The 25,463-nt window shown below is 61.3% G+C and carries 28 protein-coding genes; 14 read left to right on the top strand and 14 right to left on the bottom strand.

Translation table 11 applies throughout. From position 1 onward, the window contains the following. Window positions 1-43: 43 nt before the first annotated feature. Both VVT58_RS19105 and VVT58_RS19100 read right to left on the bottom strand, forming a co-directional pair. Window positions 44-1,444 carry an aromatic ring-hydroxylating dioxygenase subunit alpha gene (locus VVT58_RS19105; RefSeq protein WP_327753832.1) on the bottom strand — a complete coding sequence of 467 codons (1,401 nt, stop codon included), beginning with the start codon at window positions 1,442-1,444 and terminating at the stop codon, window positions 44-46. 137 nt (window positions 1,445-1,581) lie between these two features. Next, entirely contained in the window at window positions 1,582-2,583 is a 1,002-nt protein-coding gene (locus VVT58_RS19100) for a hypothetical protein (RefSeq protein ID WP_327753831.1), read from the bottom strand. A gap of 174 nt (window positions 2,584-2,757) precedes the next feature. Here VVT58_RS19100 and VVT58_RS19095 point away from each other — a divergent pair, with 174 nt between their 5' ends. The 4 genes from VVT58_RS19095 to VVT58_RS19080 are packed head-to-tail and all read left to right on the top strand — an operon-like array spanning window position 2,758 to window position 5,123. Next, window positions 2,758-3,756, top strand: coding sequence for a hypothetical protein (locus VVT58_RS19095; RefSeq protein ID WP_327753830.1), 999 nt, complete (start codon window positions 2,758-2,760; stop codon window positions 3,754-3,756). A gap of 25 nt (window positions 3,757-3,781) precedes the next feature. Then, window positions 3,782-4,333 carry a hypothetical protein gene (locus tag VVT58_RS19090; protein ID WP_327753829.1) on the top strand — a complete coding sequence of 184 codons (552 nt, stop codon included), beginning with the start codon at window positions 3,782-3,784 and terminating at the stop codon, window positions 4,331-4,333. Window positions 4,334-4,363: 30 nt separating this feature from the next. After that, the gene (locus tag VVT58_RS19085) at window positions 4,364-4,834 is read left to right on the top strand and encodes a nitroreductase/quinone reductase family protein (RefSeq protein WP_327753828.1); all 471 of its coding nucleotides are present in this window, start codon (window positions 4,364-4,366) and stop codon (window positions 4,832-4,834) included. 1 nt (window position 4,835) lies between these two features. After that, complete coding sequence (locus VVT58_RS19080) at window positions 4,836-5,123, top strand: DUF1330 domain-containing protein (RefSeq protein WP_327753827.1); 288 nt, start codon at window positions 4,836-4,838, stop codon at window positions 5,121-5,123. Window positions 5,124-5,137: 14 nt separating this feature from the next. On the opposite strand, the gene VVT58_RS19075 is transcribed toward VVT58_RS19080, so the two are convergent. The 4 genes from VVT58_RS19075 to VVT58_RS19060 all read right to left on the bottom strand — a co-directional run bounded on the left by VVT58_RS19075 (window position 5,138) and on the right by VVT58_RS19060 (window position 9,218). Further along, entirely contained in the window at window positions 5,138-5,953 is an 816-nt protein-coding gene (locus VVT58_RS19075) for an enoyl-CoA hydratase-related protein (protein WP_327753825.1), read from the bottom strand. 59 nt (window positions 5,954-6,012) lie between these two features. Continuing rightward, the gene (locus VVT58_RS19070; protein WP_352000148.1) at window positions 6,013-6,978 is read right to left on the bottom strand and encodes a pyruvate dehydrogenase complex E1 component subunit beta; all 966 of its coding nucleotides are present in this window, start codon (window positions 6,976-6,978) and stop codon (window positions 6,013-6,015) included. A 67-nt stretch (window positions 6,979-7,045) separates the two neighbouring features. Continuing rightward, entirely contained in the window at window positions 7,046-8,029 is a 984-nt protein-coding gene (locus VVT58_RS19065) for a thiamine pyrophosphate-dependent dehydrogenase E1 component subunit alpha (protein ID WP_327753823.1), read from the bottom strand. A gap of 22 nt (window positions 8,030-8,051) precedes the next feature. Beyond that, window positions 8,052-9,218, bottom strand: a complete 1,167-nt coding sequence (locus VVT58_RS19060) for an acyl-CoA dehydrogenase family protein (protein WP_327753822.1) — start codon at window positions 9,216-9,218, stop codon at window positions 8,052-8,054. Between the two features lie 131 nt (window positions 9,219-9,349). Here VVT58_RS19060 and VVT58_RS19055 point away from each other — a divergent pair, with 131 nt between their 5' ends. Then, complete coding sequence (locus VVT58_RS19055; RefSeq protein WP_327753821.1) at window positions 9,350-10,195, top strand: oxidoreductase; 846 nt, start codon at window positions 9,350-9,352, stop codon at window positions 10,193-10,195. A 3-nt stretch (window positions 10,196-10,198) separates the two neighbouring features. On the opposite strand, the gene VVT58_RS19050 is transcribed toward VVT58_RS19055, so the two are convergent. Genes VVT58_RS19050 through VVT58_RS19040 form a run of 3 tightly spaced genes read right to left on the bottom strand, consistent with a single transcriptional unit; the run spans window position 10,199 to window position 12,997 of the window. Then, window positions 10,199-10,708 (bottom strand): hypothetical protein, encoded by a 510-nt coding sequence (locus VVT58_RS19050; RefSeq protein WP_327753820.1) that lies wholly within the window; start codon window positions 10,706-10,708, stop codon window positions 10,199-10,201. Between the two features lie 4 nt (window positions 10,709-10,712). Beyond that, complete coding sequence (locus VVT58_RS19045; protein WP_327753819.1) at window positions 10,713-11,777, bottom strand: phosphotransferase family protein; 1,065 nt, start codon at window positions 11,775-11,777, stop codon at window positions 10,713-10,715. Beyond that, window positions 11,774-12,997, bottom strand: a complete 1,224-nt coding sequence (locus VVT58_RS19040; RefSeq protein ID WP_327753818.1) for a hypothetical protein — start codon at window positions 12,995-12,997, stop codon at window positions 11,774-11,776. The genes VVT58_RS19045 and VVT58_RS19040 overlap by 4 nt, the downstream gene beginning before the upstream one ends. 177 nt (window positions 12,998-13,174) lie before the next feature. On the opposite strand from VVT58_RS19040, the gene VVT58_RS19035 reads away from it, so the two are divergent. Continuing rightward, complete coding sequence (locus VVT58_RS19035) at window positions 13,175-13,702, top strand: VOC family protein (protein ID WP_327753817.1); 528 nt, start codon at window positions 13,175-13,177, stop codon at window positions 13,700-13,702. 4 nt (window positions 13,703-13,706) lie between these two features. Here VVT58_RS19035 and VVT58_RS19030 read toward each other — a convergent pair whose 3' ends face one another. Together VVT58_RS19030 and VVT58_RS19025 are read right to left on the bottom strand one after the other, a co-directional pair. After that, window positions 13,707-14,102 carry a VOC family protein gene (locus VVT58_RS19030; RefSeq protein WP_327753816.1) on the bottom strand — a complete coding sequence of 132 codons (396 nt, stop codon included), beginning with the start codon at window positions 14,100-14,102 and terminating at the stop codon, window positions 13,707-13,709. Beyond that, window positions 14,099-15,409: an aromatic ring-hydroxylating dioxygenase subunit alpha gene (locus VVT58_RS19025; RefSeq protein WP_327753815.1), complete on the bottom strand. Its 1,311-nt coding sequence runs from the start codon at window positions 15,407-15,409 to the stop codon at window positions 14,099-14,101. Before VVT58_RS19025 ends, VVT58_RS19030 begins: the two co-directional genes overlap by 4 nt. A gap of 128 nt (window positions 15,410-15,537) precedes the next feature. On the opposite strand from VVT58_RS19025, the gene VVT58_RS19020 reads away from it, so the two are divergent. The 5 genes from VVT58_RS19020 to VVT58_RS19000 all read left to right on the top strand — a co-directional run bounded on the left by VVT58_RS19020 (window position 15,538) and on the right by VVT58_RS19000 (window position 19,987). Further along, complete coding sequence (locus VVT58_RS19020; RefSeq protein ID WP_327753814.1) at window positions 15,538-16,392, top strand: sugar phosphate isomerase/epimerase; 855 nt, start codon at window positions 15,538-15,540, stop codon at window positions 16,390-16,392. 55 nt (window positions 16,393-16,447) lie between these two features. Then, a complete protein-coding gene (locus VVT58_RS19015) occupies window positions 16,448-17,833 on the top strand; it encodes a phosphotransferase family protein (RefSeq protein ID WP_327753813.1) in 1,386 nt (461 codons plus the stop codon). After that, on the top strand, window positions 17,830-18,966 hold the full coding sequence (locus VVT58_RS19010; RefSeq protein ID WP_327753812.1) for an epoxide hydrolase family protein: 1,137 nt from the start codon (window positions 17,830-17,832) through the stop codon (window positions 18,964-18,966). The genes VVT58_RS19015 and VVT58_RS19010 overlap by 4 nt, the downstream gene beginning before the upstream one ends. A gap of 122 nt (window positions 18,967-19,088) precedes the next feature. Beyond that, on the top strand, window positions 19,089-19,640 hold the full coding sequence (locus VVT58_RS19005) for a MarR family transcriptional regulator (RefSeq protein WP_327753811.1): 552 nt from the start codon (window positions 19,089-19,091) through the stop codon (window positions 19,638-19,640). A gap of 44 nt (window positions 19,641-19,684) precedes the next feature. After that, complete coding sequence (locus tag VVT58_RS19000; protein ID WP_327753809.1) at window positions 19,685-19,987, top strand: YciI family protein; 303 nt, start codon at window positions 19,685-19,687, stop codon at window positions 19,985-19,987. 15 nt (window positions 19,988-20,002) lie between these two features. Here VVT58_RS19000 and VVT58_RS18995 read toward each other — a convergent pair whose 3' ends face one another. From VVT58_RS18995 to VVT58_RS18985, 3 genes are all read right to left on the bottom strand, one after another. Further along, the gene (locus tag VVT58_RS18995; protein ID WP_327753808.1) at window positions 20,003-21,031 is read right to left on the bottom strand and encodes an NADP-dependent oxidoreductase; all 1,029 of its coding nucleotides are present in this window, start codon (window positions 21,029-21,031) and stop codon (window positions 20,003-20,005) included. Between the two features lie 69 nt (window positions 21,032-21,100). Further along, entirely contained in the window at window positions 21,101-21,499 is a 399-nt protein-coding gene (locus tag VVT58_RS18990) for an antibiotic biosynthesis monooxygenase (RefSeq protein ID WP_327753807.1), read from the bottom strand. A gap of 33 nt (window positions 21,500-21,532) precedes the next feature. Further along, window positions 21,533-22,939 (bottom strand): aromatic ring-hydroxylating dioxygenase subunit alpha, encoded by a 1,407-nt coding sequence (locus VVT58_RS18985; RefSeq protein ID WP_327753806.1) that lies wholly within the window; start codon window positions 22,937-22,939, stop codon window positions 21,533-21,535. Window positions 22,940-23,144: 205 nt separating this feature from the next. Here VVT58_RS18985 and VVT58_RS18980 point away from each other — a divergent pair, with 205 nt between their 5' ends. From VVT58_RS18980 to VVT58_RS18970, 3 genes are read left to right on the top strand one after another with little or no spacing between them, the layout of a single operon-like run. Then, window positions 23,145-23,999, top strand: coding sequence for a MaoC/PaaZ C-terminal domain-containing protein (locus VVT58_RS18980; protein WP_327753805.1), 855 nt, complete (start codon window positions 23,145-23,147; stop codon window positions 23,997-23,999). 13 nt (window positions 24,000-24,012) lie between these two features. Next, complete coding sequence (locus tag VVT58_RS18975) at window positions 24,013-24,666, top strand: hypothetical protein (RefSeq protein ID WP_327753803.1); 654 nt, start codon at window positions 24,013-24,015, stop codon at window positions 24,664-24,666. Between the two features lie 14 nt (window positions 24,667-24,680). Then, complete coding sequence (locus tag VVT58_RS18970; protein WP_327753802.1) at window positions 24,681-25,463, top strand: tyrosine-protein phosphatase; 783 nt, start codon at window positions 24,681-24,683, stop codon at window positions 25,461-25,463.

The following is a 25,463-nucleotide window of genomic DNA, read 5'->3' as shown; positions in this document are numbered from 1 at the left end:
AGAGAGGAGGGCGACGCGCTCTCCCCTCTTTAAATTTACAGGATCAGCGCGCCAGATCCCGGTCGATCAGCTCATGCCAGGCCTGGATCATGCCCTCCTGATAAGCGCCCAGCCGCGAATGCGGGGCGGCAGGGTCCGCCGCTTTCAGGCCGCGCTGGACGAGGGGCAGGTTGCTCATGTCCTGATCGAAGATCATGCCGAGGAAGCCGAAGGCCGGAGCCATTGCGGCGATGCTGTCATGCTCGCCGATTTCGATCATTTCGGCGGCGGGCGGGAGTGGTTCCCCTTCGCGCCATGGCATCAGCAGGCGCACGTCGAAATAGCAATAGTTCGGGTCGGTTTCATGCGGCAGGAACTGATAGACGAAGGGTACGGCTTCCGACAGCCACAGGGTGAATTGCGGATAGAGGAAATAGAGCGAGCTATCCAGCATGACCGCGTCGGGCTGGTTGTTGGCCCGGCCATAGGTCTGTTCATAGGTGTCGCGGGCCCATTGTCCCAGTTGCGCGCGTACGTCGCCGGCAGGGTTGACCTGCGGCAAGGTCGCTTGCGGATAATGCCACATCTGCTGGACCTGCGCGAAGGCCATGCCCGCGGCCAGGGCGGTGGCCGAAGAGTCGGCGTGCATGCTGGGAACGGCGGACGGCACGGCCTCGCGACCCACGGCGCCCAAAGCGGTCTTGAAAATATCATATTGCGACTGGCTGTCGCCATTGAATGGCACGCCTTCGGGGTGCGTCGCATAAAGATGATAGGATTCCTGAAACGCTTCCTGCGTCGCCTTCCAGTTGGCGGCAACGAGCTTGCGGAAACGCGCCTTGGTATAGCGACGCTCGGGCGCGAACGCCTTGAAATGCTCCGGCATCGGGCCGAGCGCTTCGATGAGCGGCGCGGCATCCTTGTCCGCATTGACAAAGATGAAGCCGCCCCAGCGCTCTAGCCGGATTTCCGGCAAGGAACCGTTGTTCCGCGTAATTTCGGGGAAATCCCAATGGCTCGGGATCTTCTTCAGCCGGCCATCCGCATTCCATTCCCAGGCATGATAGGGGCAGCGGATCGTTTCGGCCGATTCCTTCTTCGAACATAGCAGCGTGCCGCGATGCAGGCAGCTGTTATGGAACGCCTTGAATGCATCCTCACCCGACCGGATGATGATGTAGCTATGGGGACCGACATTGAAGGGCACCCGATCGCCGATCTGGGGAATATCCTCCTCCCGGCAGGCGAACAGCCATTGCTTTGCGAAGATTTTCGCCAGTTCCTGCTTGAAGAATTCGGGGTCGTAATAACGCGCATAGTCCACTTCGCGGTGACTAGGCTCCATGTCGCCCCGCGCGGCCATGGCGGGGGAAAGGCCCATCGAGTCGCGCTCCCACAGTTCGCCAAGCAAGGGACGCTCCGCGTTGCCGTAACCGCGCAATTTGTCGCGTGGGGCAGTCGCCATGATACTCTCCTTCGGATCGACAGGGGCCCTTATACGGCCATTTCGTATGCTAGAATACATTTATCGACTGACAGCCCTCTTTTCAAGGCCCGGACGCTCCGATGCCCTGTGCGGCACCAGAGCGAGGGGTGCGACGATCAGGCTTCGGCCTTGTGCACGCCGGGGATGGTGCGTTCATAACAGCCATAGCCCTGGACCGAGCCATTGAGCGTCAGCGTGACGGACTGTTCGTCCAGCACCAGCGTCGGGCCGGAATCGCTGGGATAGACACCGACATATTGGTCGTTCGGCGACACCAGCGAGAGATAGGAACCGCCATGATAGCCCGCCGTGTCGATCGTCAGCGTGCCATTGGCATAGCTGAGCACGATCCTGATCGGTTCTTCGTCCCGCGCGACATCCTCGCACCGGTCGATCGACTCGATCTTCGCCTCAAAGCTCTTGTCGCCTTCATAGACGATCGCTTCGGAGAAAACGACCTTGCCGTCGCTCTTCGTCTTGGCGTCGAACAGCATGAAGGACATGCCATTTTCGAAATAGCCCTGCATCCACTGATGGCTGTGCAGGTCGACATTGTCGCGCGCGCCCAGACTGTGATCGCGATTGACGAGGGCGTCGAAGGGAAACACTTCTCCTGCCACGCGGATTTGGCCGGTCAGGCGCCCCGGTTGCTCGATATGGCCCGCCGGCAGGAAGTCCTGAAGGCTGCCGACCTTGTGCAGATCCCAGATTTCGGCGTCCGATTCGAACGTCAGATCGAACGTCATCGGCGTCCGGCGGCCGTCGCCGACGATGCCGTTCAGCATGTCCCTGGCGGGAACCCGCATGACACCACCACTGAAACTGTAGTTCAACTTGCGGCCGGTTTCGAGGATGCGCACCGCGAAATGGGGGCCGCCTGGGCCGTCCTTGGCTGACAGGGCATTGCCGATGGCGCGGTGGGAGATGACCGAACCGTCCGGCAGGCGAATGATCACCATTTCGCGGAACATGGTCAGGTCGTGGCGCCAGCGCCCGATGTGAAACCAGAAGCCGACGCCGCTTTTCGGATCATAGCCGGCAAGGCAGAAATTCTCGCTCCAGTTGGCAATATCGGGAAACGGCCCCTCCCAGGGGGTTTCCTTGACGGGTACCTGCATGTCACTCTCCTTGGCTTGGGGCGCCTGCGCATGACGGCGGCGCGGTTCGATGGTCTTGCCGGATGCGAGATCCGCTATACAAAAGATGCTAGCATATGATATCCTAGCGACCTATTATCTTTTTCGCAAATGCATGCGGCCAATATGATCGGGCCAAAAACCGGGAGAATAAGCGTGTCAGATACCGACTGGAACAGCAATCTGGGCGGCGGTTTCGGCCAGCATGTGACGCAGGATGAATTTTTCCACGGAACGGGCGAACCTGTCGATTCGCTGACGGAAACCTGGTTCTGGAACTTCCATGTGCCGCAAGCCGCGATCAACTGTTTTGCCTATTGCTGGGTTCATCCCACGCTCAAGGTCGTGTCGTCCGGCCTGCTGATCTACAAGGGCTTCAAGGCAAGCCATCTGGAATGCGAGCTGTTCGAATTTCGCGACTTCATGTCGATGGGCGTGGTCGGCGACGGCAGCGATATCCAGCTGCCCAACGGCATGCGGGTGCAGGTCATCATCCCGCTGGAGCATGTGCGCCTGACCTTCGCGGATGAGCAGCGCCAGACCAGCGTCGATGTGGATATCCGCTCCAGCGGCGTGCCGATCATGCGCGCCAACAACAAGCATTTCGAGCAGGTGATGCATGTCACCGGCAAGCTCGTCCTGCGGGGCGAGGCGCATGAGGTCGACTGCATGGCGGTTCGCGACCGTAGTTGGGCGGAACCGCGCCCGGAAAACCACAATCCCGCGCCGCCCTACACCTGGGTGACGGGCGCCTTCGGTGAGGATTTCGCCTTCAATGTCGGGTCGCATGACGATCCCGCGCGCGATCCTGAATGGAAGGATGTCATGGCCGCCCCGGCGCGCATCTTCAACGATGGCTGGGTCGTGTTGAAGGGCGAACAGCGCCGGATTGTCAATGCATCCAAGCTGACCCGCCGACGCGGCGATCGCTTCAGCCCCGTGTCTCACGATTATAGTTTCGAGGATGACAAGGGGGATCACTATCACATCACCGGTGAACTGGTGGCGCAGACCAATTGGGGCGGCTGGTCCAACATGACCTGTCATCTGGGTCTGGTGAAATGGGACTGGAACGGCCGGACGGGCTATGGCGAAAGCCAGGAAGTCCATTGGAACGACTATGTCTGGAAGATGGCGCAGCACAAGCAAGCGTAAGGCCGCGAACAGGGGGAGGGGGCTGATGAAAGGTCCGCAGATATTGGGCTGTCTCGTGATTGCGGTCATGGGTGCGCTGATGATCAACATTCTGATCCATGACGGCATGGATCATGGTGTCGGCTTCGATGTGTTCCTCGCCGGGGCCGGTGATCCATGGCAGCTTTTCATCAACAATGATCTCGTCACGGGCCTGTGGTTCATGTGTGGCTGGATCATCCTGCGCGAGCGGGGCGGGCGCGTGATCGACCGGGTCGCATGGGTGTGGATGGTGCTGTGGTGGGGCAATATCATCGTCGCCGCCTATGTGTTGCGGGCGGCGTGGCAATCCGGCGGCGACTGGCAGCGTTTCTTCCTGGGGCGTCAGGCGGGCACGGTGCGGGAGACAGGCATGCCTCCCATCGTCCGGGTCGGATCGGGCCTTGCCGGGGTCGCGGTCATTCTATGGCTGGCGCAGGCGCTGGTGCTTGTCCGCTGGGCCGGGATACCGACCGCCGGTTACCTGCTCGGCTTCTTGCCAATCATCCTGACCCTGCTGCTGCTCGCTTTTCCCGCCAGGCCAATGGCCCGCCGCTGAAGGCCGCCTCACCCTCGAAGGAGGATTTGCATGTCCGTACCAAGTTTCAGCGACATACCGAAGGACATCAACCGTCTCATCGCCGATCATATCAAGCTGTACCTGACCGATCCGGCGGCGGCGCACATGTGGGATGCGAGACCCGTCGGCCTGCCCGGAGAGGTGACGACATTGCTGCTCACCACGACCGGGCGCAAAAGCGGCGAAGCCCGGCATGTGCCGCTGCTCTATGTCGATGATGGCGACGGCTATCTGATCGTCGGGTCCAAGGGCGGGAATGTCGATCATCCGCTCTGGTTCCTCAACCTCCAGGCCGATCCGGTTTGCGAAGTGCGCGTCGGCGCGCCGCCGGTCAAGGCGCGCGCCCGCATTCTCGAAGGGGATGACTATGCGCGCGCCTGGGCGAGGGTGGCCGAACGTCACGCTACCTACGCCAAATATCAGACGCGGACGGAGCGGCGTATTCCGATCGTCCGTATCGAACCCATCATGGGCGACTGATATGCCAGCCTATCTCGTGGTCGATGTGCGCTATGACGATCTTGGCTGGACCGAGGCGTATCGCCGCGATGTGCCGCCGATGATCAAAGCATGGGGCGGGCGCTATCTTGCGAAAGCCGTGCCGCCGGAGCGGCTGGAGGGCGAAGGGGAGAGGCCGGATACTCTGGCGATCCTCGAATTTCCCTCCGCAGAGAGTGTCCGGCGCTTTCTGGCCAGCGCGGAATATGCGCCTTATGCGGCGGAGCGCCGAGCTGGCAGCCGGACGGTCATATATCTTCTGGAAGGATAGTTGCCGTACAGAATTCAGAGCGTTGACGGAAAGGCTGGCGAGCGCTTTTCCATGAAGGCGCGCACGCCCTCGGCAAAATCCTCATCGCCGACACAGGCGACGATGCCGTCGGTTTCCGAATCCAATATGTCCGCCAGCGACAATCGGGGCGATGCGTTGATCATCCTCTTTGCCAGGACAATCGCCTTTTGGGGCGCATGGGCGAAACGCCGGGCTATCTTCATCGCCTTGTCGTCCAATGTTTCGGCCGGGACGATGCGATGCAGCATGCCCAGCCGCAAAGCCTCCTGCGCGTCCACCTTTGCAGCCGTCAGCAGCAGCGTGCGCGCCATGCGGACGCCGACCACCTGAGGAAGTACCGCCGTCACGCCGCCATCGGGCGAAAGGCCGACCCGTTGGTGGGCGAATACGAAGGTCGCGCTTTCGTCGCCAATCGCGTAATCGGCGACCAGCGGATAGAAAAGGCCTGCCCCTGCGGCGGCACCCCGGACAGCGGTTACGATTGGCCGGTCGAATCCCGCAACCGCCTCGACCAGTTGGCGGGCAAGAGGCAGCCGCCGCGCAAAATCCGCCTGGCGGGTTGCGATGTCCTGTTCGATGGATTGCGTGAAACCAGCGACGTCACCACCGGCCGAAAAGACTCTGCCCTCGCCGCGGATCAGGATACACCGGACCGATGGGTCGTTCTGGGCCGACTGAAACAGGGCGGTCAGGCCCGGCACCGCCGTCTTGGGCACCGCATTGCCGAATTGCGGCCGGTTGAAGGTCAGGCGCAGCACGCCGTCCGTCAGGTCCACCAGATAGCTTTCGTCTTCGGCCGACTGAATCATGTCACATCCCCCAAGGAACCATCCACCAGCCGGAGTTGCGGCGGATGGTTCCTGTCATGTCAGGCGAGCGCGGCCTTGATGGCGGCCGCGATCGTATCAGGCTGGGGCGCAAAGGCCGTTTCCAGCGGTTTGGAGAAGGGCACCGCGCTGAACGCCGCGCCGACCCGCTCCACCGGGCGCTTGAGCGTACCCCATAGTTCTTCGGTGATGACGGAGGCGATCTCCGCGCCGATGCCGAACTGCTTGACCGCTTCATGCACGACGACCGCGCGCCCGGTTTTGCGCACGGAGGCCAGCACGGTTTCACGATCCCATGGCGAGATGGTGCGCAGATCGACGACTTCCACCGAAACGCCTTCACCCGCCAGCTTCTCCGCGACGGCAAGGCTGTGCGTCACCATCAGCGAATGGGCGATGACGGTGACGTCGCCGCCCTCCCGGCTGACCTTGGCCTTGCCGATCGGCACGACCTGCTTGGTGACGGGTGCGGGCGTCCAGTAGCTCGGCAGATTTTCGATGAAGAGTACCGGATCGGGATCGTCGATGGCTGCGCGCATCAGGCCATAGGCATCGTCCGGATTGGACGGGGCGACGACCTTGATGCCCGCCGTATGGGCAAACCATGCCTCCAGATAGTCGCTATGCTGGCCGCCGGTGGAAAAGCCCGAGCCGGTCATGGTCCGGATCACCATCGGCACGCCGGTCTGGCCGCCGGACATGAAGCGGAGCTTCGCTGCATGGTTGACGATCATGTCCATCGGCACGGCGATGAAGTTCATCAGCATGATCTCGGCAACCGGCTTGTACCCGCCGACTGCTGCGCCGATGGCGGCGCCGATGATCGCCTGTTCGGAGATCGGCGTCGATTTGACCCGGTCCTCGCCATATTTGGTCGACAGTCCCTTGGTGACGCCCATGACGCCGCCTTCCTGCGGATCGGCGACTTCCTCGCCCAGGACGAGAACCTTAGGATCGGCCTCCATCGCGTCGTGGAGGGCAAGGTTGATGGCTTCCACCATCGTCATCTTGGTGGCTTGGGTGCTGGCCGCTTCAGGAGCGAGCGCGCTGTTCGTGTCGGTCATGGCAGTCCTCTCACGCAATCTCGTGCGCGAACACGTCGCGCTTCAGTTCGGAGGCGTCGGGGAAGGGCGCTTCGAAAGCCGCGGTAACGGCGGCGTCGATCTGCGCTTCGATGTCCTTCTCGATCGCTACCAGTGCGTCCTCGCTGGCGATCCCTTCGGAAACGAGGCGGGCGCGCAGGATCGGCATGGGATCGGCGTCCTTGGCCTTTGCGTACAGATCCTTGTCCATATAATGGCCGGTTTCGCCGAGCAGGTGGCCGTTGAAGCGGAAGGTCATCGCCTCGATCAAGGTCGGTCCTTCACCGGCGCGGGCGCGCTCGATCGCAACCTTGGCGGCGCCGTACATCTCGTCGGGATCATTGCCGTTGACGGTGATACCCGGCATGCCATAGCCCGCCGCGCGATCCGAAATCTTCTCGACCACGCGCGAATAGGCGATGCTGGTATGTTCCGCGTAGAGATTATTCTGGCAAAGGAAGATCACCGGCAGCTTCCACAGCGCCGCCATGTTGAGCGATTCATGGAAAGCGCCGATATTCGCCGCGCCGTCACCAAAATTCGCGACCGAGACGCGATCACCGCTATCCAGCTTCGCCGCCCAGCCCAGCCCTGTGGCGATCGGCATGGAGGAGCCGACGATGCCGGTCGTCACCATCATACCCTTGCTGGGGCAGGTCAGGTGCATGGGTCCACCCTTGCCCTTGCAGGTACCGGTGATACGACCCGCCAGTTCCGCCCATAGCTCACCGAGAGGAAAGCCCTTGGCCAGCATGTCGTGAATGCCGCGATAGATGGTGCAGATATAATCGTCATCATCCAGGCTGACGGAGATCGCTGAAGGAATGATCTCTTGCCCGCGTGGGCTGTAATAAGGCATGACGAGTTTGCCGGCCATCATCTGCTTGATGACGCGTTCGTCATTCTGCTTGATCAGCGCTGCCTTCTTGTAGATTTCCAGAAGCGTCGCCGCATCCGGCTTGGGATAATTGGACATCTAACCTCTCCTGGTTGACCGGTCAGTAAGACTTGGGCAGATCGAGTACCTTTTCTGCGATGAAACTCAGGATCAACTGTTCGGTGATCGGGGCGATGCGCAGCAGGATGGACTCCCGGAACAGGCGCTCGACCTGATATTCGGTCGAATAGCCCATGCCGCCATGCGTCATCACCGCTTGCGTGCAAGCTTTGAAGGCGGCCCGGCCGCCAAGGAACTTGCCCGCATTGGCCTCGGCCCCGCAGGATTTTCCCTGATCATAGAGATTGGCGGCGCGCATCAGCATCCAGTAGCCGGATTCCAGATAAGTCCAGTTTTCCGCGAGAGGATGCTGGATGCCCTGATTTTGGCCGATAATGCGGCCGAACACCTTGCGGTCCCGCGCATATTGCGCAGCGCGGGCGAGCGCCCCGCGACCCAGACCCACCGCCTCGATGCCGACGAGGATGCGCTCGGGATTGAGGCTGTGCAGGATATAGTGGAAGCCCTTGCCCTCCTCGCCGATGCGATCTTCTTCAGGAACGAAATAATCGTCGATGAAGGTGGCGTTGGAATCGACGGCGTTGCGGCCCATTTTCGGGATGCGCCGTACCTCGATCTGCGATTTGTCGAGATCGGTGTAGAACAGCGTCATGCCGTCGGTCGGCTTCTTGCACTGATCCTTGGGCGTGGTGCGGGTAAGCAGCAGGATCTTGTTGGCGACCTGCCCTGACGACGTCCAGATCTTGCGGCCGGTGACGCGATAGCCGCCATCCACCTTGGTCGCGAAGGTCTTGATGCTCGTGGTATCTAGTCCCGCATCGGGTTCGGTGACGCCAAAGCAGGCGCGGTCCGTGCCCGCGATCAGGGGCTTCAGCATTCTCTCCTTCTGCTCCGACGTGCCGTGGACCACCACCGCATGCGGGCCGAAGATATTGAGATGGATCGTGCTGGCCGCCGAATAGCCCCCCGCGCTGGCCGACACTTCATGCATCATGATGGCGGCTTCGGTCACGCCCAGATTGGCGCCGCCCAACTCCTCCGGCATGGTGATGCCCAGCCAGCCCGCATCCGCCATCGCCTTGTGAAACTCGAAAGGGAAAGTCTTTTCCTGATCGAGACGCGACCAATATTCATCGTCAAACTGATTGCAGATTTTGCGGACGCCATCGCGGATGGCCTCCTGCTCTTCTGTCAGACTGATGTCCACGCAATCTCTCCATCGGGACCAGATATGAAGGCGCACGGATTTTTTCGAGTGCGCTTGGTACGCATTCTTACTATATGCTGGAGTTCTAATGTCAAGGGCGTGGTTCCGCGCTTGTGGATAGGGAGAGAGAAATGACTGGCTGGGGGCAGAAGAACTGGTTCATAACGGGCGCTTCCGCCGGGTTCGGCAAGGCGATCGCGCGCGGCGTGCTTGAAAAGGGCGGGCGGGTCATCGCGACTGCCCGCAACATCGAATCGCTGGCCGATCTGCTTGCCCTGGGTGGCGACAGAGTCCTGCCCGTCCGGCTCGACGTTCGCGACGGAGCGGCCGTCATGGAGGCGGTTGAGGCTGCCGAGCGCTTCGGCGGGATCGACGTCCTGCTTAACAATGCGGGCTATGGCTTCATCGCTGGCGTGGAGGAGGCGCGGGACGAAGAGATCGCTGCCCAATTCGATGTCAACTTCTTCGGGCCATTGCGCCTCATCCGCGCGGCCTTGCCGGGCATGCGGCAGCGGGGTGAGGGCTATATTGTCAACATGTCCTCGATCGGCGGGATGCGGGGGCTGATGGGAGCGGGCTTCTACGCTGCCACGAAATTCGCGCTGGAGGGGCTTTCGGAAGCGCTTGCGGGCGAGGCGGCCCGGTTCGGCTTGCGCGTCCTGATCGTCGAACCGGGCTATTTCCGCACTGACTTTTCGGGTCGTTCCCTGAGCTTTCCGGTGGCGCCGCATCCGGATTACGACTTCCTCGTGCGCCAGCGGATGCGCGCTGCCTCAGTCGACGGCATGCAGCCGGGCGATCCCGAACGGGCGCTTCAGGCGTTGCTAGCGGCGATGTCCAGCGACACGCCACCCATGCGGTTGCTGCTGGGCAGCGATGCCCATCAATTCGCCGTCGATGCGTTGCGGGCGAGGCAGGCCGATGTGGAGATATGGCGGGCGGTAACGGAAAGCACGGACTTTCCGGGCGGCGATTGACGCTTATCGCCGTGGCCCCTTATCCTCAAAAGCCGGGTGGATAAGGGCTGCTTCCGTTTTTATCTGATACGCCAGATAGTCGCGGATCAGCGCGCGCGCAGCCAGATAAACACTATCCTCTGCCCGCTCCGGTCGCCTTTCCTGAAGATAGGCCAGAACATCCTGCACCGACTGGAGAAGGATTGCTGTGCGCTCTGCCATCAGCGCCAGCGAGGGGTAACGGCCCGGATCTGGCGCGGCGCGTTCGAGCGCTTTTGCAACCTCTATCGCCTGCGCTTCGTCTCCTGCACTTCTCAGATAATCATGCAATTGGCCCAGCAGGCTCCGCAGCGCGGCGATATCATCGGCCAGCAGCTGGCCTTCACACTCGATACGCAGGGCGACATGACGCAGCAGATGGCCGATCGTCGCCAGCGCACTGCGCGCCGCTATACTGCCGCTCGCCGGCTCCACGACATCGACCAGGGTGGTTTCTATGGCGCGCACGATCTGCACGGCAGAGGGGTGGATCATCGCTCTATCCCATATCCACGGAAATATTCAGTTGGCCGAAGCGCGCCGACGGGATGGGCGGCGCCATCCCCATGGCGGACGCAAGGATATGCTTGGTCAGGTGCAGCACTTCCGTCGCGGTCCAGCCCTGGCGGATATGCGCGTCGGGCCGACGCAGCGATGCGGCTGAATTATGCGCCATGACGAGCAAGCGCAGCGAGCGGACCAGCTGATAATATTGCACTTTCTCCGGTGTAATGTGCAGGCCGGTCAGGCTTTCATAATAATCGAGCGCGGGCTGTAACCCCCATAGGGTGTGTCCGTCGCGCTCTATGTCGACCAGAAAGCCCTGCATGAAGGCAAAGTCTGCGGCCGCATCACCGATCGACACCTCTTCCCAATCGCTGAGCGCCGCGATCCGGCCGTCGCGGAAGACTTCCTCGCCATAACCATTGGTCCCTTTGCACAGGCAGAGCCTGTCGGCGGGCGGCGCATGGTCGGACAGCCATTCCACCGCCTCCAGCACCAGCGGGATCGGCTCGGTGGCAAGCCCCAGAAACTGGTCGCGCGCATGGCGCAGCGCGGAAGGAGCCGCGTCCGCCCCGTCACGCGGCACGGGCAGCCGCTCGCCAAGGCCAAGCACCTGCCAGTCGACGGCATGGACGCGGGCCAGCGTGGCGATATGCTCCCTGGCGATGGCGATGCGCAGGTCGTCATAGGCTGGATCGGGGTCGGAATAATGGGGAATGTTCCAGTCCCCCTCGATCTTCTCGCGGGCATAGAAGGGGCGATCCGTGCGCGCCGGATCATCCTCCCGGAACAGGGCGCGCGCCGTCGGTATGTCCGCCGCGTTCAGCCGGTCGTAGATGAAATATTCCAGATCGAGCGGATTGGGGTCAGTGCTCCCGGCCGGGAAGTCACTGCGCAGGACGAGTTCGCGTTCCGGGCCGCCATCGATCCGATAGCGGACGAAGCGGGTTTCGCGCGACGAACCGCGCGCAAAACTCTCGACGCTGAGCACGGTTGCGGCCCCGCCCAGATGGCGGGACAGGATCGGTGCCAGCTCATCGGGGGTGAAGCGCATCGTCATTCAAATCCATAGGGCGCATAAGGGCCATTGATGAACAGTTCGACCTGCGCCGCGCCGCTGCTGACCGACCCATCAGGGGCGTAGGTCGTCACGCGGGCGAGATATTCCGGCCCCTGGATCTTCTGGCCGGGCTGTTCGGTGCCGGTGCCTTCACCGAAATTGGTCGCGGCCTGCTCGCCGGACACTTTGTTGGGCGTATAGGTGAAGGGCTGCACCGAAAAATCGAACTGGTCCCATTCCAGCGCCAGTTCCTCCGACCCATGATAGGTGAAGAAAGTGCCGCCATCTTTCCAGCTGCCGGGGTGATAGCCCATGGTCTGCACCACCCAGGGCATGCCGATGGCTTCGAACCGGACGCGCCATTCCCGGCCCTCGCTGTCCTCCAGAGTGACCATTGCCTCCTTCATAATCCGGGTGCCGGGGTGGAAGCTGACTTCATGCCGCCCTTTCACCAGTTCGATCGGCTCGCCTTCCCATCCCCGGAACAGCGTGCCGCCAAAGGGCGTGCCGAACACATCGTTCATCTTGGCCTGCACGCCCTCGGCCGTCTCGTGCATGTGGAAGAAGCCGCTGATCGGATCGCTGCGGAAGCAGGTCCAGAAACGCAGCGCGCGCTTGGGACCATTGTCGGCCTTGCGCGGCGGCAGCAGCGAGGCGACCGGCGAGAGCGGCGGCCGTTCGGCATAGAGACCCCAGCTATGATCGCGAGCGCCCGACCAGCCCGCCGGGTCGACCTGCCATTCCCTGCGATCCAGTCTGATCCAGCCGCGCGCCTTGCCGGGCTGCGAATAGCGGGTCTGGTCGGTGGTCCGCCGCCCGCGATGCTCGGCGACATGATGCTCCTCCAGAAAGGCGGGCGAGGTGCCCTCCCAGACAAGATCGAAGCTGAGGCCGCTGTCATTGTCCGCCATGCTGAGGCGGATTTCCTTGAGCGGTTTGATGAATTCCACCCGCCAGGGGCCGATTTCAATGTCGAAATTGCCGCGCCAGCAGCGGTTGAAGCGCACGGTCCTCTGCTGCCCGCGGACATTGAGCAGCGCATAGCCGCCGATCATGTCGCTATTGGGGTTGATGCGCGCGCCGGTGGCCAGGAAAACGCCTTCATCCGGGCTGAACACGCCGAAATAATAGCCGTCGTCCCAATTATAGTCGGTCGAGGGGATGTGGCTGAACGTATAGGGCGCCTGATGGACCGGAAATTCATCATAGGGGGTCAGCATCGCATACTCCTGCATGGGGGAGCAGGGATGCGGATGGCCGCGCAGCCTTCACCGGTCGGACAATGGGTCCGGGGCATCCTCGCTCCTTGAAACTTCTGCCTGATGATTCTTGTTGCAGATATGAGATGCTAGCATATGATTATATAGATAACCAGTATCGGCGGAGAGGAATGCGCGATGGCAAAAGCCCCTTATGGCAGCTTCAATCAGGTGGCCTATATGGTTCCAGACCTGTCCGCCGCGATCGACTGGTGGACGCAGGTGATGGGCGTGGGTCCGTTCTTCGTCTTTCCCCCTTTCGACATCGTCGGGGGCGACTATCGGGGCCAGCCGCACAAGGCCGAATTCGGTGCGGCGATCGCCTATTCCGGCGAGGTGATGGTCGAACTGATCGAGCCGCGCGGTCCATCCATCTTCCAGGAATTCCTCGCCGACGGGCGCAAGGGCGTGCATCATCTTTGCGCCTTCAGTGACGACATGCCGTCGACCGAGGCGTGGATCACCGCACGCGGCGGACGGCGGTTGCAGGGGGCGGCCTTCGCAGACGGGTCGGAAGTCGCCTATTTCGCGATGAATGACGATGAAAGCATCATATTGGAGATCGGCGTGCTGAAGCCCGAAGTGCTTGGGCTGTTCGAGGCAATCAAGGCGGCCGGTGCGAACTGGGATGGCAAAACCAGATTGTTCGATCCCATGACAGGCTGATCACTCAGTCGCCTGTGAAGTTCAACTCCAGCCGAAGTCCATTGGGATCGAACACGAAAATCTGGCGCAGGTCGATGGATTCGACCAGATTACATTCATAGTCCGCGCCCATGGCGTCCAGTCGGGCCTTGATGATGTCATGGCCGATGCAATCGAAGGCGACATGATGCAGTCGTCCGGTGTCTGCATTCTCGGCGCGCAGGGGTTCATCGGCTGGCGGCGCGTTGAGATGGACGATGGGATAGCCTTCGCCGTCCAGCATCCAGATCGCCTTGACCCCGGTTATGCCGGGCGGACTGCTTCGCGTCAGGCCAAGCAACTGCTGGTAGAAAAGCGCGCTCTCCTCCATCCGCGTGGTTCGGATGTTGACATGATCGATCCGCCGAACCTCCCCGGTCATGCTGCGTTCCGTCCAGCCGGGCGAGGCCGGAATCCAGCGATATAGCGGTCGATCATCCCATGATATTGCGCGATCCGCCGTTCCTGATGAGCGAGTATGGCGCCCCGATAGCCACGCGAGTGCATTGCCTGCTGTTGCCCCACCATGACCCAGGCGTCGCCGTCCAGAACCACGCCCAGGCTCTTTTCGCCATAATGGACAAATTCGCGCGGCGCATGATCCGTCGCCGCCTCGCCATCCAGCGTCACCAGCGACTTGTGCGAACTCATGTCGCCGAAATTATAATACCAGCAGTCGAACAGACATTGTTCCGGGTCCGTCGCATGGGGAAGGGCGCGCAGGAACAACATGCCATCCGCGTTCAACGACGTCGCGAAATTGGGAAACAACGTATAGTGAAAGACGTCGGTCAGTTGATCGTCGCTCAGCTGCCCGTAATGATGCAGGCCGCGTTCGGCATGGAGCACTCGTTTCTGCTGCTGCACGGCTTCCCGCGCCTCGCGTTCGCGGCCGCGAAAATCTTCGGGATCAAGACCCCAGCGCGTCAGATCAGCGGCGATCGGATCGGTCAGCCTGTCCTTGGCAGGAGGAAGCCGGTGAGCTGGCAGGCAACATTTGGTCTGGCCCAGCGCATGGCCGTTTTCATAAAGTTCGATATGGGTTTCGCGATAGCTGTCCTCGGCATATTCAATGCCTTCCGGATGCGCGGTGGGCAGATGGTAGGTTTCATGGAAATTGTCGAGCAACAGCTTCCAGTTGCAGGGCATGTGAACGGAGATGGCCTGCACCCGCACCATGGTTTCGAGCGGGTAGGCGCTCCACGCTTCCCGGATCGGTCCCAGAAATTCGGTCAAGGAAACGCAATCGGGGTCCATGTTGATCCAGACGAAACCGGCGAACTGATCGCAGGCCAGCTCGATCAGCGAAGCGTGACGGCAGGGATCGCCGCCGGGGAAGTCCTCCGGATCTTGCGCATAGCTGCACCGGCCGTCCAGTTCGAACCGCCAGCTATGATAGGGGCAGGTGAAGGAAGGCATGCTGCCTTCGGACATGATGACGAGTTTGTTCCCGCGATGCTGACAGACATTGTAGAAGGCGCGGATGCCGCCTTCCTCCTGTCGCACGATCAGAATCGATTCCCGTCCGATTTCCTCTACGCGAAAATCGCCCGGTTCAGGGATTTCATCGGCGCGGATGGTGAGCAGCCAGCTCTTGGTCCAGACATTGTCCCATTCCGCATCCATAAACGCGCGCGACGTATAACGTTCTCCGCTGAGCGGACGGGACAAAGGGTTCGGACCGGTCATGTGCCTCTCCATCAATGGCGCTTGTTTCCGTGACTCTATCTTATCTTGCTGGCACACGGTATGGTAGCATATTAAATGAAAAGCGCGCATCCGCCAAGACAGGAATCGACGCGTGAGGAGAGGCGAGTATGGAAAAGACAGCGGGCGTCGATCTGATCGCAGCGCATTGGTTGCTGGCCGGACAGCGTCCCAGCGCCAATCCCCACCCATGCCCCATGCCCTTGCGCGACCGGGCGCTGCTGGCGGCTGAGGCCGGCTATGCAGGCATCGGCCTGCTGGCATCGGAACTGGAGGCAGAGGTCGCGCGGCATGGCACGTCCGGCGTGCGCGCTCTGCTGGAGGATGCAGGCATTCGCCATGTCGAGCTGGAAGCGCTGACCGATTGGTGGCGCGACGAGAATATCTGGAGGGGCAATCTGGAACGGATGATCGCGTTTGGCGGCGCAATCGGCGCACGCCTTATCAAAGCGACAGGCGATTTCTCCGCCGACCCCTGCGCATTGGCGGCCATGAGCGATGCCTTCGCCCTGGTAGCCGAAATCGCCCGGCAGGGCGGAATGCCCGTTGCGCTGGAGGTTATCGCCTTTTCCAATATTGCCGACATCGCTGCGGCCCATATGGTCCTTGGCGATCAATTGGGAAAGGGGGCAGGGTTGATGCTCGACAGCTGGCATGTCGCCCGTTGCGGCCTGTCCCTCGACTCGATTTCAGCGTTGCCGCAAGGGGTCATCATCGGCGTCGAAATTTCCGATATTGGCCCTGCTATAGTGGGGGATATGTTCACCGATACGCTCGATCATCGGCGGGTTCCCGGAGAAGGTGTCTATCCACTCAGCCCTTTCCTCGACGCGGTTGCCCAGACCGGCTATTCCGGCCCGGTCGGGCTGGAAGTCTTGTCCGCATCGTTGCGCAGCGAAGGTGTGCCCACGGCCCTTGTCCGTTGCGCGGAAGCCGCTCGAAAAATCCTCGCTGAATGCCATTGAACAAGATCATATTATTACGATAAGCTATCGTATCTTATTCGGAGAGGAAATCGATGTGACCCAGGCGCGTTATCTGTGGAGCGCGGCGAGCGCGCTGCGAACCCGCGTGCGGCCGTTCGTGACGGACAATGCAGCGCGCGATGCGCTCGATAACAGCATACGCGTCCTGACGACGATGGCGAATGCGTTCGAACCGGGGCCGGACTTGCCCGATGCGGTGCCTGCCGCAATCCACATGCTGGCTGGTCCGCCGGAAAATATGGCCGCCCATCGCAATACGGGCCATGCCATTGCGACTCTGGCGGCGCAGGTTGGCGGGGACATTGCGCCTCAAAAACGGCTGGAGGCCGCGCGCTGGGAAATGGCGCTGTTGGACGAAGCCCTTGCGCGCATCGACGGCGTGGAACGAGCGGCGCCGCTGGAGGAAGGCAAGGGGGGCAACTCCATCGATCCCGAGCGGCTGCAAGCCTATCTGCGCAGACAGCCCGGATGCGAGGATGTCGAGGTGACTGCCTTCCGCCTCGTGGTCGGCGGGCGATCGCGCCAAACAGCTCTCTTTTCCGTCAGCGGCGGAGGCAATCTGCCTGCGAAAATGGTGATTCAGCGCGGCATACCGGGACAGGCGGCGGGAGCGGCTTTTCTGGATGAGGCGCGGCAATATGGGCTGCTGGCGCAACTGCACGCGGCGGGGATGCGGGTTCCCCGCCCGGTGCTGGTGGAAACGGATGCGCAATGGCTCGACGCGCCCTTCCTTTTCGTGGAGCAGGTGGCGGGGGCGCCGGCGCAGCCCGATTACTGGCTGCCCGCCGATAATGAAGCCGTGGTTCTGGATCTGGCGCGGCAAATGGCGCTGCTTCACGCGCAACCGGTGGATCGGGTGGGACAGGGGCTGGTGGAGGCGCGAGAGGGCCATGATCCGGCCGCCTGGCGGGAGGAAGTCGAACAGCTCGCCACCGCCTGGAACGAGAGCACGCATTGGCCGTCGATCAATATTTCCGGCGCAATCGCCTGGCTGCGCGACAATGCCGATTGCATCGACGACCGCCGCGCCATCGTCCATAATGACATGGTGTTCCACAACATACTGGCGGAGGATGACCGTATCACCGCCATTCTCGATTGGGAGCAGTGCGCCATCGGTCATCCGGGCGAGGATCTGGGTTATTGCTATCCGGTAGTGATCGCCGTCACCGATTGGGGTCGGTTCATGGACGCCTATCGGGCGGCGGGCGGAGCTGATATCCCACAGCGGCAGATCGACTTCTTCGCGCTTCGGGCAGGCCTGCGCCTGATGAGCCTGGTGCTGGCGGGCGGACGGGATTCGTTCGAAGGCGGGTTGACCGATGACATATTGGTTGCCAGCGCGGGCGCGCATTTCAGTCAGCGCCTGCTGCATCGCATCGCCGTCGTCTTCAACTCCATATTGGAGCGCGCGCCATGAGTAAGGAAATCCGGCCCTTCGTCCTTGCTATCGACGAGAGCGAACTGTCCGATTTGCACAGGCGGCTCGACCAAGCGCGGTGGCCCGAGCGGGAACCCGTGTCCGGATGGGAGCAGGGCGTCCCCACGGACAGGCTACGCGGGCTGATCGATCATTGGCGGCATACCTATGACTGGCGGCGATGCGAGGCGATGCTGAACGGCTTTGGCCAGTTCAAGACGCTGATCGACGGCATCGACATTCATTTCCTGCATATCCGTTCCCCGCATGAGGGTGCCTTGCCACTTTTGTTGACGCATGGCTGGCCGGGGTCGGTCATCGAATTCCACAAGGTTATAGGGCCGCTTTCTAACCCCACCGCTTATGGTGGGGATGCGGCGGACGCCTTCCACCTGGTCGTGCCGTCCTTGCCCGGCTATGGCTTTTCGGGGAAACCCTCGACCAGCGGCTGGGGTGTCGAGCGCATCGCCAAGGCCTGGGCCGAACTGATGCGGCGCCTTGGCTACGCTCGCTATGTGGCGCAGGGCGGCGATTGGGGTTCGGCGGTGACGGCGCAACTGGGCGTGCAGGCGCCGCAGGAGCTGGCGGGCGTTCATTTCAACATGTTGACGGTCGTGCCGGAGGATTTGGGCGGCGATTTGAACGAGGAGGAGCGGGTTGCGATTGCCAAGGCGCGGCATTTCGCGGAGGTTGAATCGGCTTATGCCCGGCTCCAGGCGACGCGCCCGCAAACGATCGGCTACGCGCTGGCGGATTCGCCCGTGGCCCAAGCCGCCTGGATCTATGAGAAGTTCCGAACATGGTCCGATTGCGACGGTGAAGCGGAGAATATCTTCTCGCGAGACGAGATGCTCGATAATATCATGCTCTACTGGCTAACGAATAGCGGTGCTTCCTCCGCTCGCCTTTACTGGGAAAGCATGGGCAGCTTCCGGCCGATGAAGATCGACCTTCCTTTGGGTTATACCCAGTTTCCGCGAGAAATATTATCACCGCCCCGAAAATGGGCGGATCGACTGTTCAGAAATATCATCCATTGGAACGCGGTCGACAAAGGGGGCCATTTCGCCGCCTTCGAGCAGCCCGTTCTTTTTGTTGGGGAAATGCGGAACTGTTTCCGGTCGTTACGATAGGGCTCTCCTATATGGTAAGTTAGCAAATCGTACGCGGTGAAAGATTTCTGGTGCATTTCATGGCCGCATGCGTCATCATGATGACCAGGATATATTGGTGAATATCGAAAGAGATGATGCGCATGGCCAACGGTGCAGCGAAACGGAAAACGTCCAAAAGTCGGGCCGAACCCCCTTCAGCGCAGCAATTTACTTTCGGTTATCTGGTCCATGACGTGTCGCGTATCCGTCGCACGATGATGGATCTCATCATGCGGCCTTATGACATTACGCGATCGCAATGGTCGGTACTCAGCACCCTCTCGCGCGGCGGCAATAATGGCATGACCCAGGTTGATCTGGCGCGGCTGATGGAGGTGGGGAAGGTCACCGTGGGCGGTCTTGTCGATCGCCTCGAAGCTTCCGGCCATGTCGAGCGCCGGGCTGATCCGACCGATCGACGCGCCAAGCGCGTGTTCATCACCGACCAGGGCTATGAAGTCATCAGACTGATGATCGACGTCGCATCCAAGGCGAACGAAAACCTGCTGGCGGATTCGACGCCGGAGGAAATCGAGGTGTGCGAGCTGGTACTGAGCCGAGCGAAAAAGCGGCTGAAGACGATCCTCGCTGAATATGGCCGTCCCGGCGATATCATTGAAAAAGACGAGGCCGAGCTCGACAGGGAGATGTAGGAATATCTCCGATATTTTCCTGCAAATTCGCAAAAGGGTAGTTCATGTATTTTCTGGTCATGGCGCAGGATAAGCCCGGCGCACTCGAACGTCGTCTGGAACATCGTCAGCGCCATATCGATTATTGGGTGGGGCAGGGCGACACGCTCAAGGTCGCGGGTGCGATGCTGGATAGCGATAGCGCCGATGCCAAGCCGATTGGCAGTTCTTTTCTTCTGGAGGCGGAGAATGAAAGTGCGATCCGCACCCTGATTGCAGGCGATCCCTTTTCGACCGAGGGCATATTTTCTGAGGAGATCCGCATTCAGCCGGTCCGCCCCGCAATTGGAGAGTGGTTGCCCGGCTGAACGCAGTCCCCTGCTTCAATCCTCGCCGATATAGATCAGCTTCTTGCCGCTATTGGCGCCGGTAAACAGGTCTTCGAGCGCGCCGACGACATTGGGCAGGCCCGGCTCAACGCTTCCATCATGGTGCAAATGCCCGGCAACCATCATGTCGGTCAGTCGTTCCACGGCGGCACCGAACCTCGCCACATGGTCGAAAATGACGAAACCGGACCAGGTCAGGCAGCGCATCAATATCTCGCGTTCATTGCGCAGTCCGGTCGGTGGCGGGTTCCAGCTCGGCGTTGCCGCTGTGCCGCACTGGACGATCCGGCCGTAGCGGGCCATGGCTCGAATGGCGGTATCGAGGATGGGGCCGCCCGTATTGTCGAAATAGCTGTTGAAGCCATCGGGGCGAATCGTTGCCAGCGTGGCGGCAAGATCGACGTTCTTGTAGTTGAAGGCCGCGTGATAGCCGAACCGTTCGATGCATCGCGTGACCTTGTCGTCGCTGCCCGTCAACCCGACCACGAACGCATCGGCCTGACGCGCGATCTGGCCCACCACGCTGCCGACCGAGCCTGCGGCGGTCGATACCAGGATCGCCTGTCCGGCCGCAGGCGGCGCAATATCGTGGAGCGCGAGCCAGGCGGTGACGCCGGGCATGCCCAGCACGCCCGCATAGGCGGGCAGCGGCGCACGCGGAGTGGGGATGTGCGAGAGGAGCTCGGCTGGCGTCGCCAGCGCATAATCCTGCCAGCCGAAGAAGCCATAGACCACATCGCCCGTCTTGACGGACGCCTCCCGGCTGTCGGTCACCACGCCGACGGCCAGCGCCCGCATGGGCGCTCCGATCGGGGTCAGCGCTGGGTTGGACGCCCATCCCCGCTGAACCGGATCGGCCGACAGGTAGAGGTTCCGCACAAGGAACGTGCCATCTTTTGGCGCCTCGACCGGCACCTCCCGCTGCAAGAAATCCTCCTGCCCCGGCGAACCCGATGGGCGCCGGTTCAGAACGATCTGCCGGTTGGTGCTGCTGGTGGTAAAAGCGGGGATAAAGCCAGTCATGGCGACCTGTCCAGATATGGTATGCTATATTACCAATTCAATAGCCCTGCTATCCCCCATCGTCAACCGCTATAGAAACAGGACCGGGACGCGGGCATCGTCGGGATGAACCGTCGACGGACCGGCCGGGTACAGGTCGAAGATAGACCGACTGCCCTCCATTCCCGAGAGCAGTTCCATCGTCATCGGCGCGCTGGAGCAATTCAGCATCGCCCGAACCGCATCGCGAAAGGCATCATTCTTGCGGATTTCGTCGACGACGGATTCATCGCGATAGGATTCGATCGCGACGAACTGGTTGGGATCGCGGCTCCATCCATAATAGACGAAATGGGTCATGACCTCGATGGCGTCGGCATGGCCGCGCCACAGTCCATCCCAGATGGCGAGAAAACGCTCTCTCTGCGCCGGATCGATCGTCCAGCGCGAAATGAAGAGATTGGGCGTCGTGTGGATGCGGCTTTCCAACGCAAATTCTCCCAGGGAATGGATAAGCAAGAATCAGCGGCGTCCCGGCGCCTCCGTGGGATCGTCGCTCAGATAGCGCGCCAGCGTCTGGTGAAGATGGCGGATGCGCACTTCCTGATAGGCGGAATAGATGATGTCGGCATTGCCGCCGTCGCGCATGCCCTGCTGGCATTGGCGCAGGCCATTGACATCCTGATCATAGATTTCGCCATGCCATGGCGGCAATATGCCCGCGCCTGCGAACGTATCCTGTTCGCCCAGTTCCACCAGATTCACTTCCGGCACCGGTTGTCCGTTGGCCGGCTTCGGCTTGAAGATCAGGAATTCGAAGGTCGCGCGGTTGGGATCGCCACGCACCGGCAGGAAACGATAGACATAGGGATAGCCGAGCGATCGGAAGATGATCATGTTCGGAAAGACGGAATATTGGACCGCATCGGCAGCCTCCGCGTCCGACATGGCGGAATAGTCCGTTCCATCCGCTTCGCCCATGGCTGCGCGCATGCCTGCGGCCATATGATGGCGCGCCTTGACGCCTTCGTCGAGCTGGGGTGGCTCAACCCCCGCAAAGACGACATTCAGGGCGGCGTTCAGGATTTCCTGCTCCGACAGCGCGCGCGGAAGCTGGTCGCTCATGACGCCGGTCGGTTCGAGAAAGCGGCTGACATGCGGATCGTCGGGCCAGACGTCATATTGCGTGCTGGCGTCGCCGCCAAAGGGCAGCGCCTGCGCATGGATGCCCGCCAGATGATAGGATTCGAGAAATGCCTCGATGCAGGTCTTCCAGTTGGCGTCGATCGTCTTGCGGATCACCGTCGCCAGATATTTGTCTTCATAGGACCAGTCGGCAAAATGGGCCGGAAGATGTCCCAGATAATCGAGCAGCGGCGGTGCGTCGGCGTCGCGGTTGATGAACACGAATCCCTGCCAGCGCTCCACCCGCGCCTCGGGCAGGTTCATTTTCTTCTCGTCCAGATCGGGAAAGTCCCAGCGCGAGGGTATGTGGGCCAATGTTCCGTCGAGATTCCAGGTGAAGCCGTGGAAAGGACAGGCCAGCTTCATGACGCTGGTGTCATGCGTACACAGCTTCATGCCGCGATGCAGGCAGCTATTGTAGAAAGCGCGAATCTCGTCGTCATCGCTGCGCATGATGATGAAGGAGGCGCCGGGGCTTTCATAAACCACGCAGTCGCCCACTTCGGGAATCTGCTCCTCACGGCAGGCAAATTGCCAGACGCGTGGCCATAGGCGCTTTTCTTCCAGCGCGGCAAAGGCGGGATCGCGATATTGCTCCCGCGATACCCTGGCCACCGGCACGTCGGTTTCGGAATATTCGCGCAACACTTCCGGGGCGGGGGCCGGATCGTCGGCGATCACCTGTTGAAATGGGGGGATATGACTCTGGCGGTAATCCGGTGCGAATTTCGTTTCGCTGCCCACTATCCATCTCCTTGAATCCTGTCGCCGGTCGCGTCGCGGCGTCGGCCCATTGGCTGTGCATGACGATAGCATCCGGAGAGCGCGAGTCAAGATCGTATGCTAGCATAGTATATTGAGGCTGGCGCGCCCCATTAAAGATTGCTAGCATATCATTCTATTACGAACTAATATGCCGGTGGTTTGCCGAAGAGGGGCAAGAGGATATATGGACATCGAGAAAATCCGCACGATGGCGATCGATCCGATCGTGCAAAGCTATGACAAGCGGGACACCATTTTATACGCACTCGGACTCGGCTTCGGCGCCGATCCGCTGAATGAGGCGGAATTGCCCTTCGTCTATGAGAAGGCGCTGACCTGCCTGCCTTCCTACGCCAATATTCTCTGCCATCCTGGCTTCTGGGCGCAGGATCCGCAATTCGGGATTGATTGGGTCAAGATCCTGCACGCCGAGCAGGATCTGGTGGTTCACAAGCCCTTGCCCGCCACGGGAGCCCTTCGCGGCGAATACAGGGTCGCCGGGATCGAAGACAAGGGCGAGGGACGCGGCGCGCTGCTGCATCAGGAGAAAGAGCTGTTCGACAACGCGACGGGCGATCATCTCGCCACGGTTCGTTCGACGCTTTTCATGCGGGGCAATGGCGGCGAGGGCGGTTTCGGCAACGCGATGCTGGCGGCCGAACCCGTGCCGGATCGCACGCCCGACCGCACGGTGGAAATCGCTACCCTGCCCCGGCAGGCGCTCATCTATCGGTTGAGCGGCGACTGGAACCCCCTCCATGCCGATCCGGCCATTGCGCAGAAAGCGGGCTTTTCCATGCCCATCCTGCATGGTCTGTGCACCAAGGGCATCGCCAATCGCGCGATCCTATCCGCCTATTGCGACAATGACGTTGCGCGGTTCAAGGCGATGTTCGTGCGCTTCAGCAAGCCGGTGATGCCGGGCGAAACGATCCGGGTCGAATTTTTCGAAGAAGGCGCTGGCCGCCTGCGGTTCAGGGCAATCGCCGTCGAGCGCGGTGATGTCGTGCTGGATCGCTGCTCCGCCACGGTTGCATAACAGGGCGTTCGATATGACTGACAGGACATGCCTGATCCTCTATTACTCATTGACCGGGCAGGCCGAAAAGGCGGCGCTTCAGGCTGCGGCAACGGCGTCTGCGGCGGGATGGACGGTACGGACATGCCGGATCAGCATGACGGCGCCCGAAGATGCGCTGGCGCGTCCCTTGAAAATCGCCGATTCGAAGAAATGGACGCAGGGCGCGCAGAAGGGGCTGACTGTGCCGGTCACCTGCGATCCACCCGATGCCGTTGTCGGGCGCTATGATGCCGTGCTGCTGTTCACCAACACCTGGGGGGACAATCCCAGCGTGCCGGTGCGGTCCTTTCTGGAAAGCCCGGCGGCGCAAGCCTTGCTATCTGGCACGCCCTTCGGCGTCTATGTCATCTGCCGGCGCCTGTGGGAAAAGAACCTCGCTATCGTCCGGTCATTGGGGGAGGCTGCTGGCGGCCGCTTTCTGGGCGGGGAGGCCTTCATGCATCCCGGTGGACAGATAGGCAGCCTGATCCAGACCATCAGCTATCTGCATCGGTCGGATGACGGACTGCGCCGTTTCCTCGGCCTGCCGTTGCCCCGCTACGGCCTGTCCGATGCAGCGATCGCGCGCCTTCCCGATTTCACTATGGAATTGTTGAATGCGGCCGGGAAAGTGGCAGCGGAATAGCGCAAGGAATGGCGATGACGGAAGTAGGTCGTGATTCTGGCCGGATCATATTCATGGACGGCGGGCATAATTTCCGCGACATTGGCGGTTATCCGACACGGGATGGCTGCCATGTCGCGCAAGGACTGGTGTTCCGCTCCGGTACGATGTCGGAACTGAGCGACCGCGATCATGCGATATTGGACAACCTTGGCCTCAAGGTGATTTGCGATCTGCGCTCGACCAGCGAGCGCAGCCGACGGCCTTCGCGGCTGCCAGAGGCTGCCCAATATGAAATCTGGTCCCGCGACCATCATATGAGCGCAGGCGACCTCACCGAAGCGATGCACAGGCCCGATGCGACGCCGGACACCGTGCGCGCCCTCATGATCGATGCCTATCGCACGCTGGCCTATGAGCAGGCTCCTTCCTATCGGGAGCTTTTCCTGCGCATCGCGCAGGGACCGCTGCCGCTTGTCTTCCATTGCGCGGCGGGCAAGGATCGCACCGGTATCGCGGCAGCGCTGTTGCTTGACCTGCTGGGTGTGGAGCGCGAACGGATATTCGCCGATTATGCCCTGACCGATGAATTTTTCGCACGCGGCTGCCAACTGATCGCCAGTGATCCGGTGGGGCATCGCTTCGCGGAGGTGGACCCGGCGATATGGGAGCCGATGATGCGCGCCGATCCTGCCTATCTGGCTGCCATGTTCGTGGCGCTGGAGGTACGCCACGGCACGGCCGAGGCCTTCATCCGCGATGAACTCGGTCTCGATGATGAAGACATTATGACGATCCGGGATCGGTTGCTCGTCTGA

This window comes from Sphingobium sp. SJ10-10 (assembly GCF_036038995.2).
Lineage (GTDB): Bacteria > Pseudomonadota > Alphaproteobacteria > Sphingomonadales > Sphingomonadaceae > Sphingobium.
Note: the sequence above shows the minus strand (reverse complement) of the source record. Positions and strands in the feature narration are given on the sequence as shown.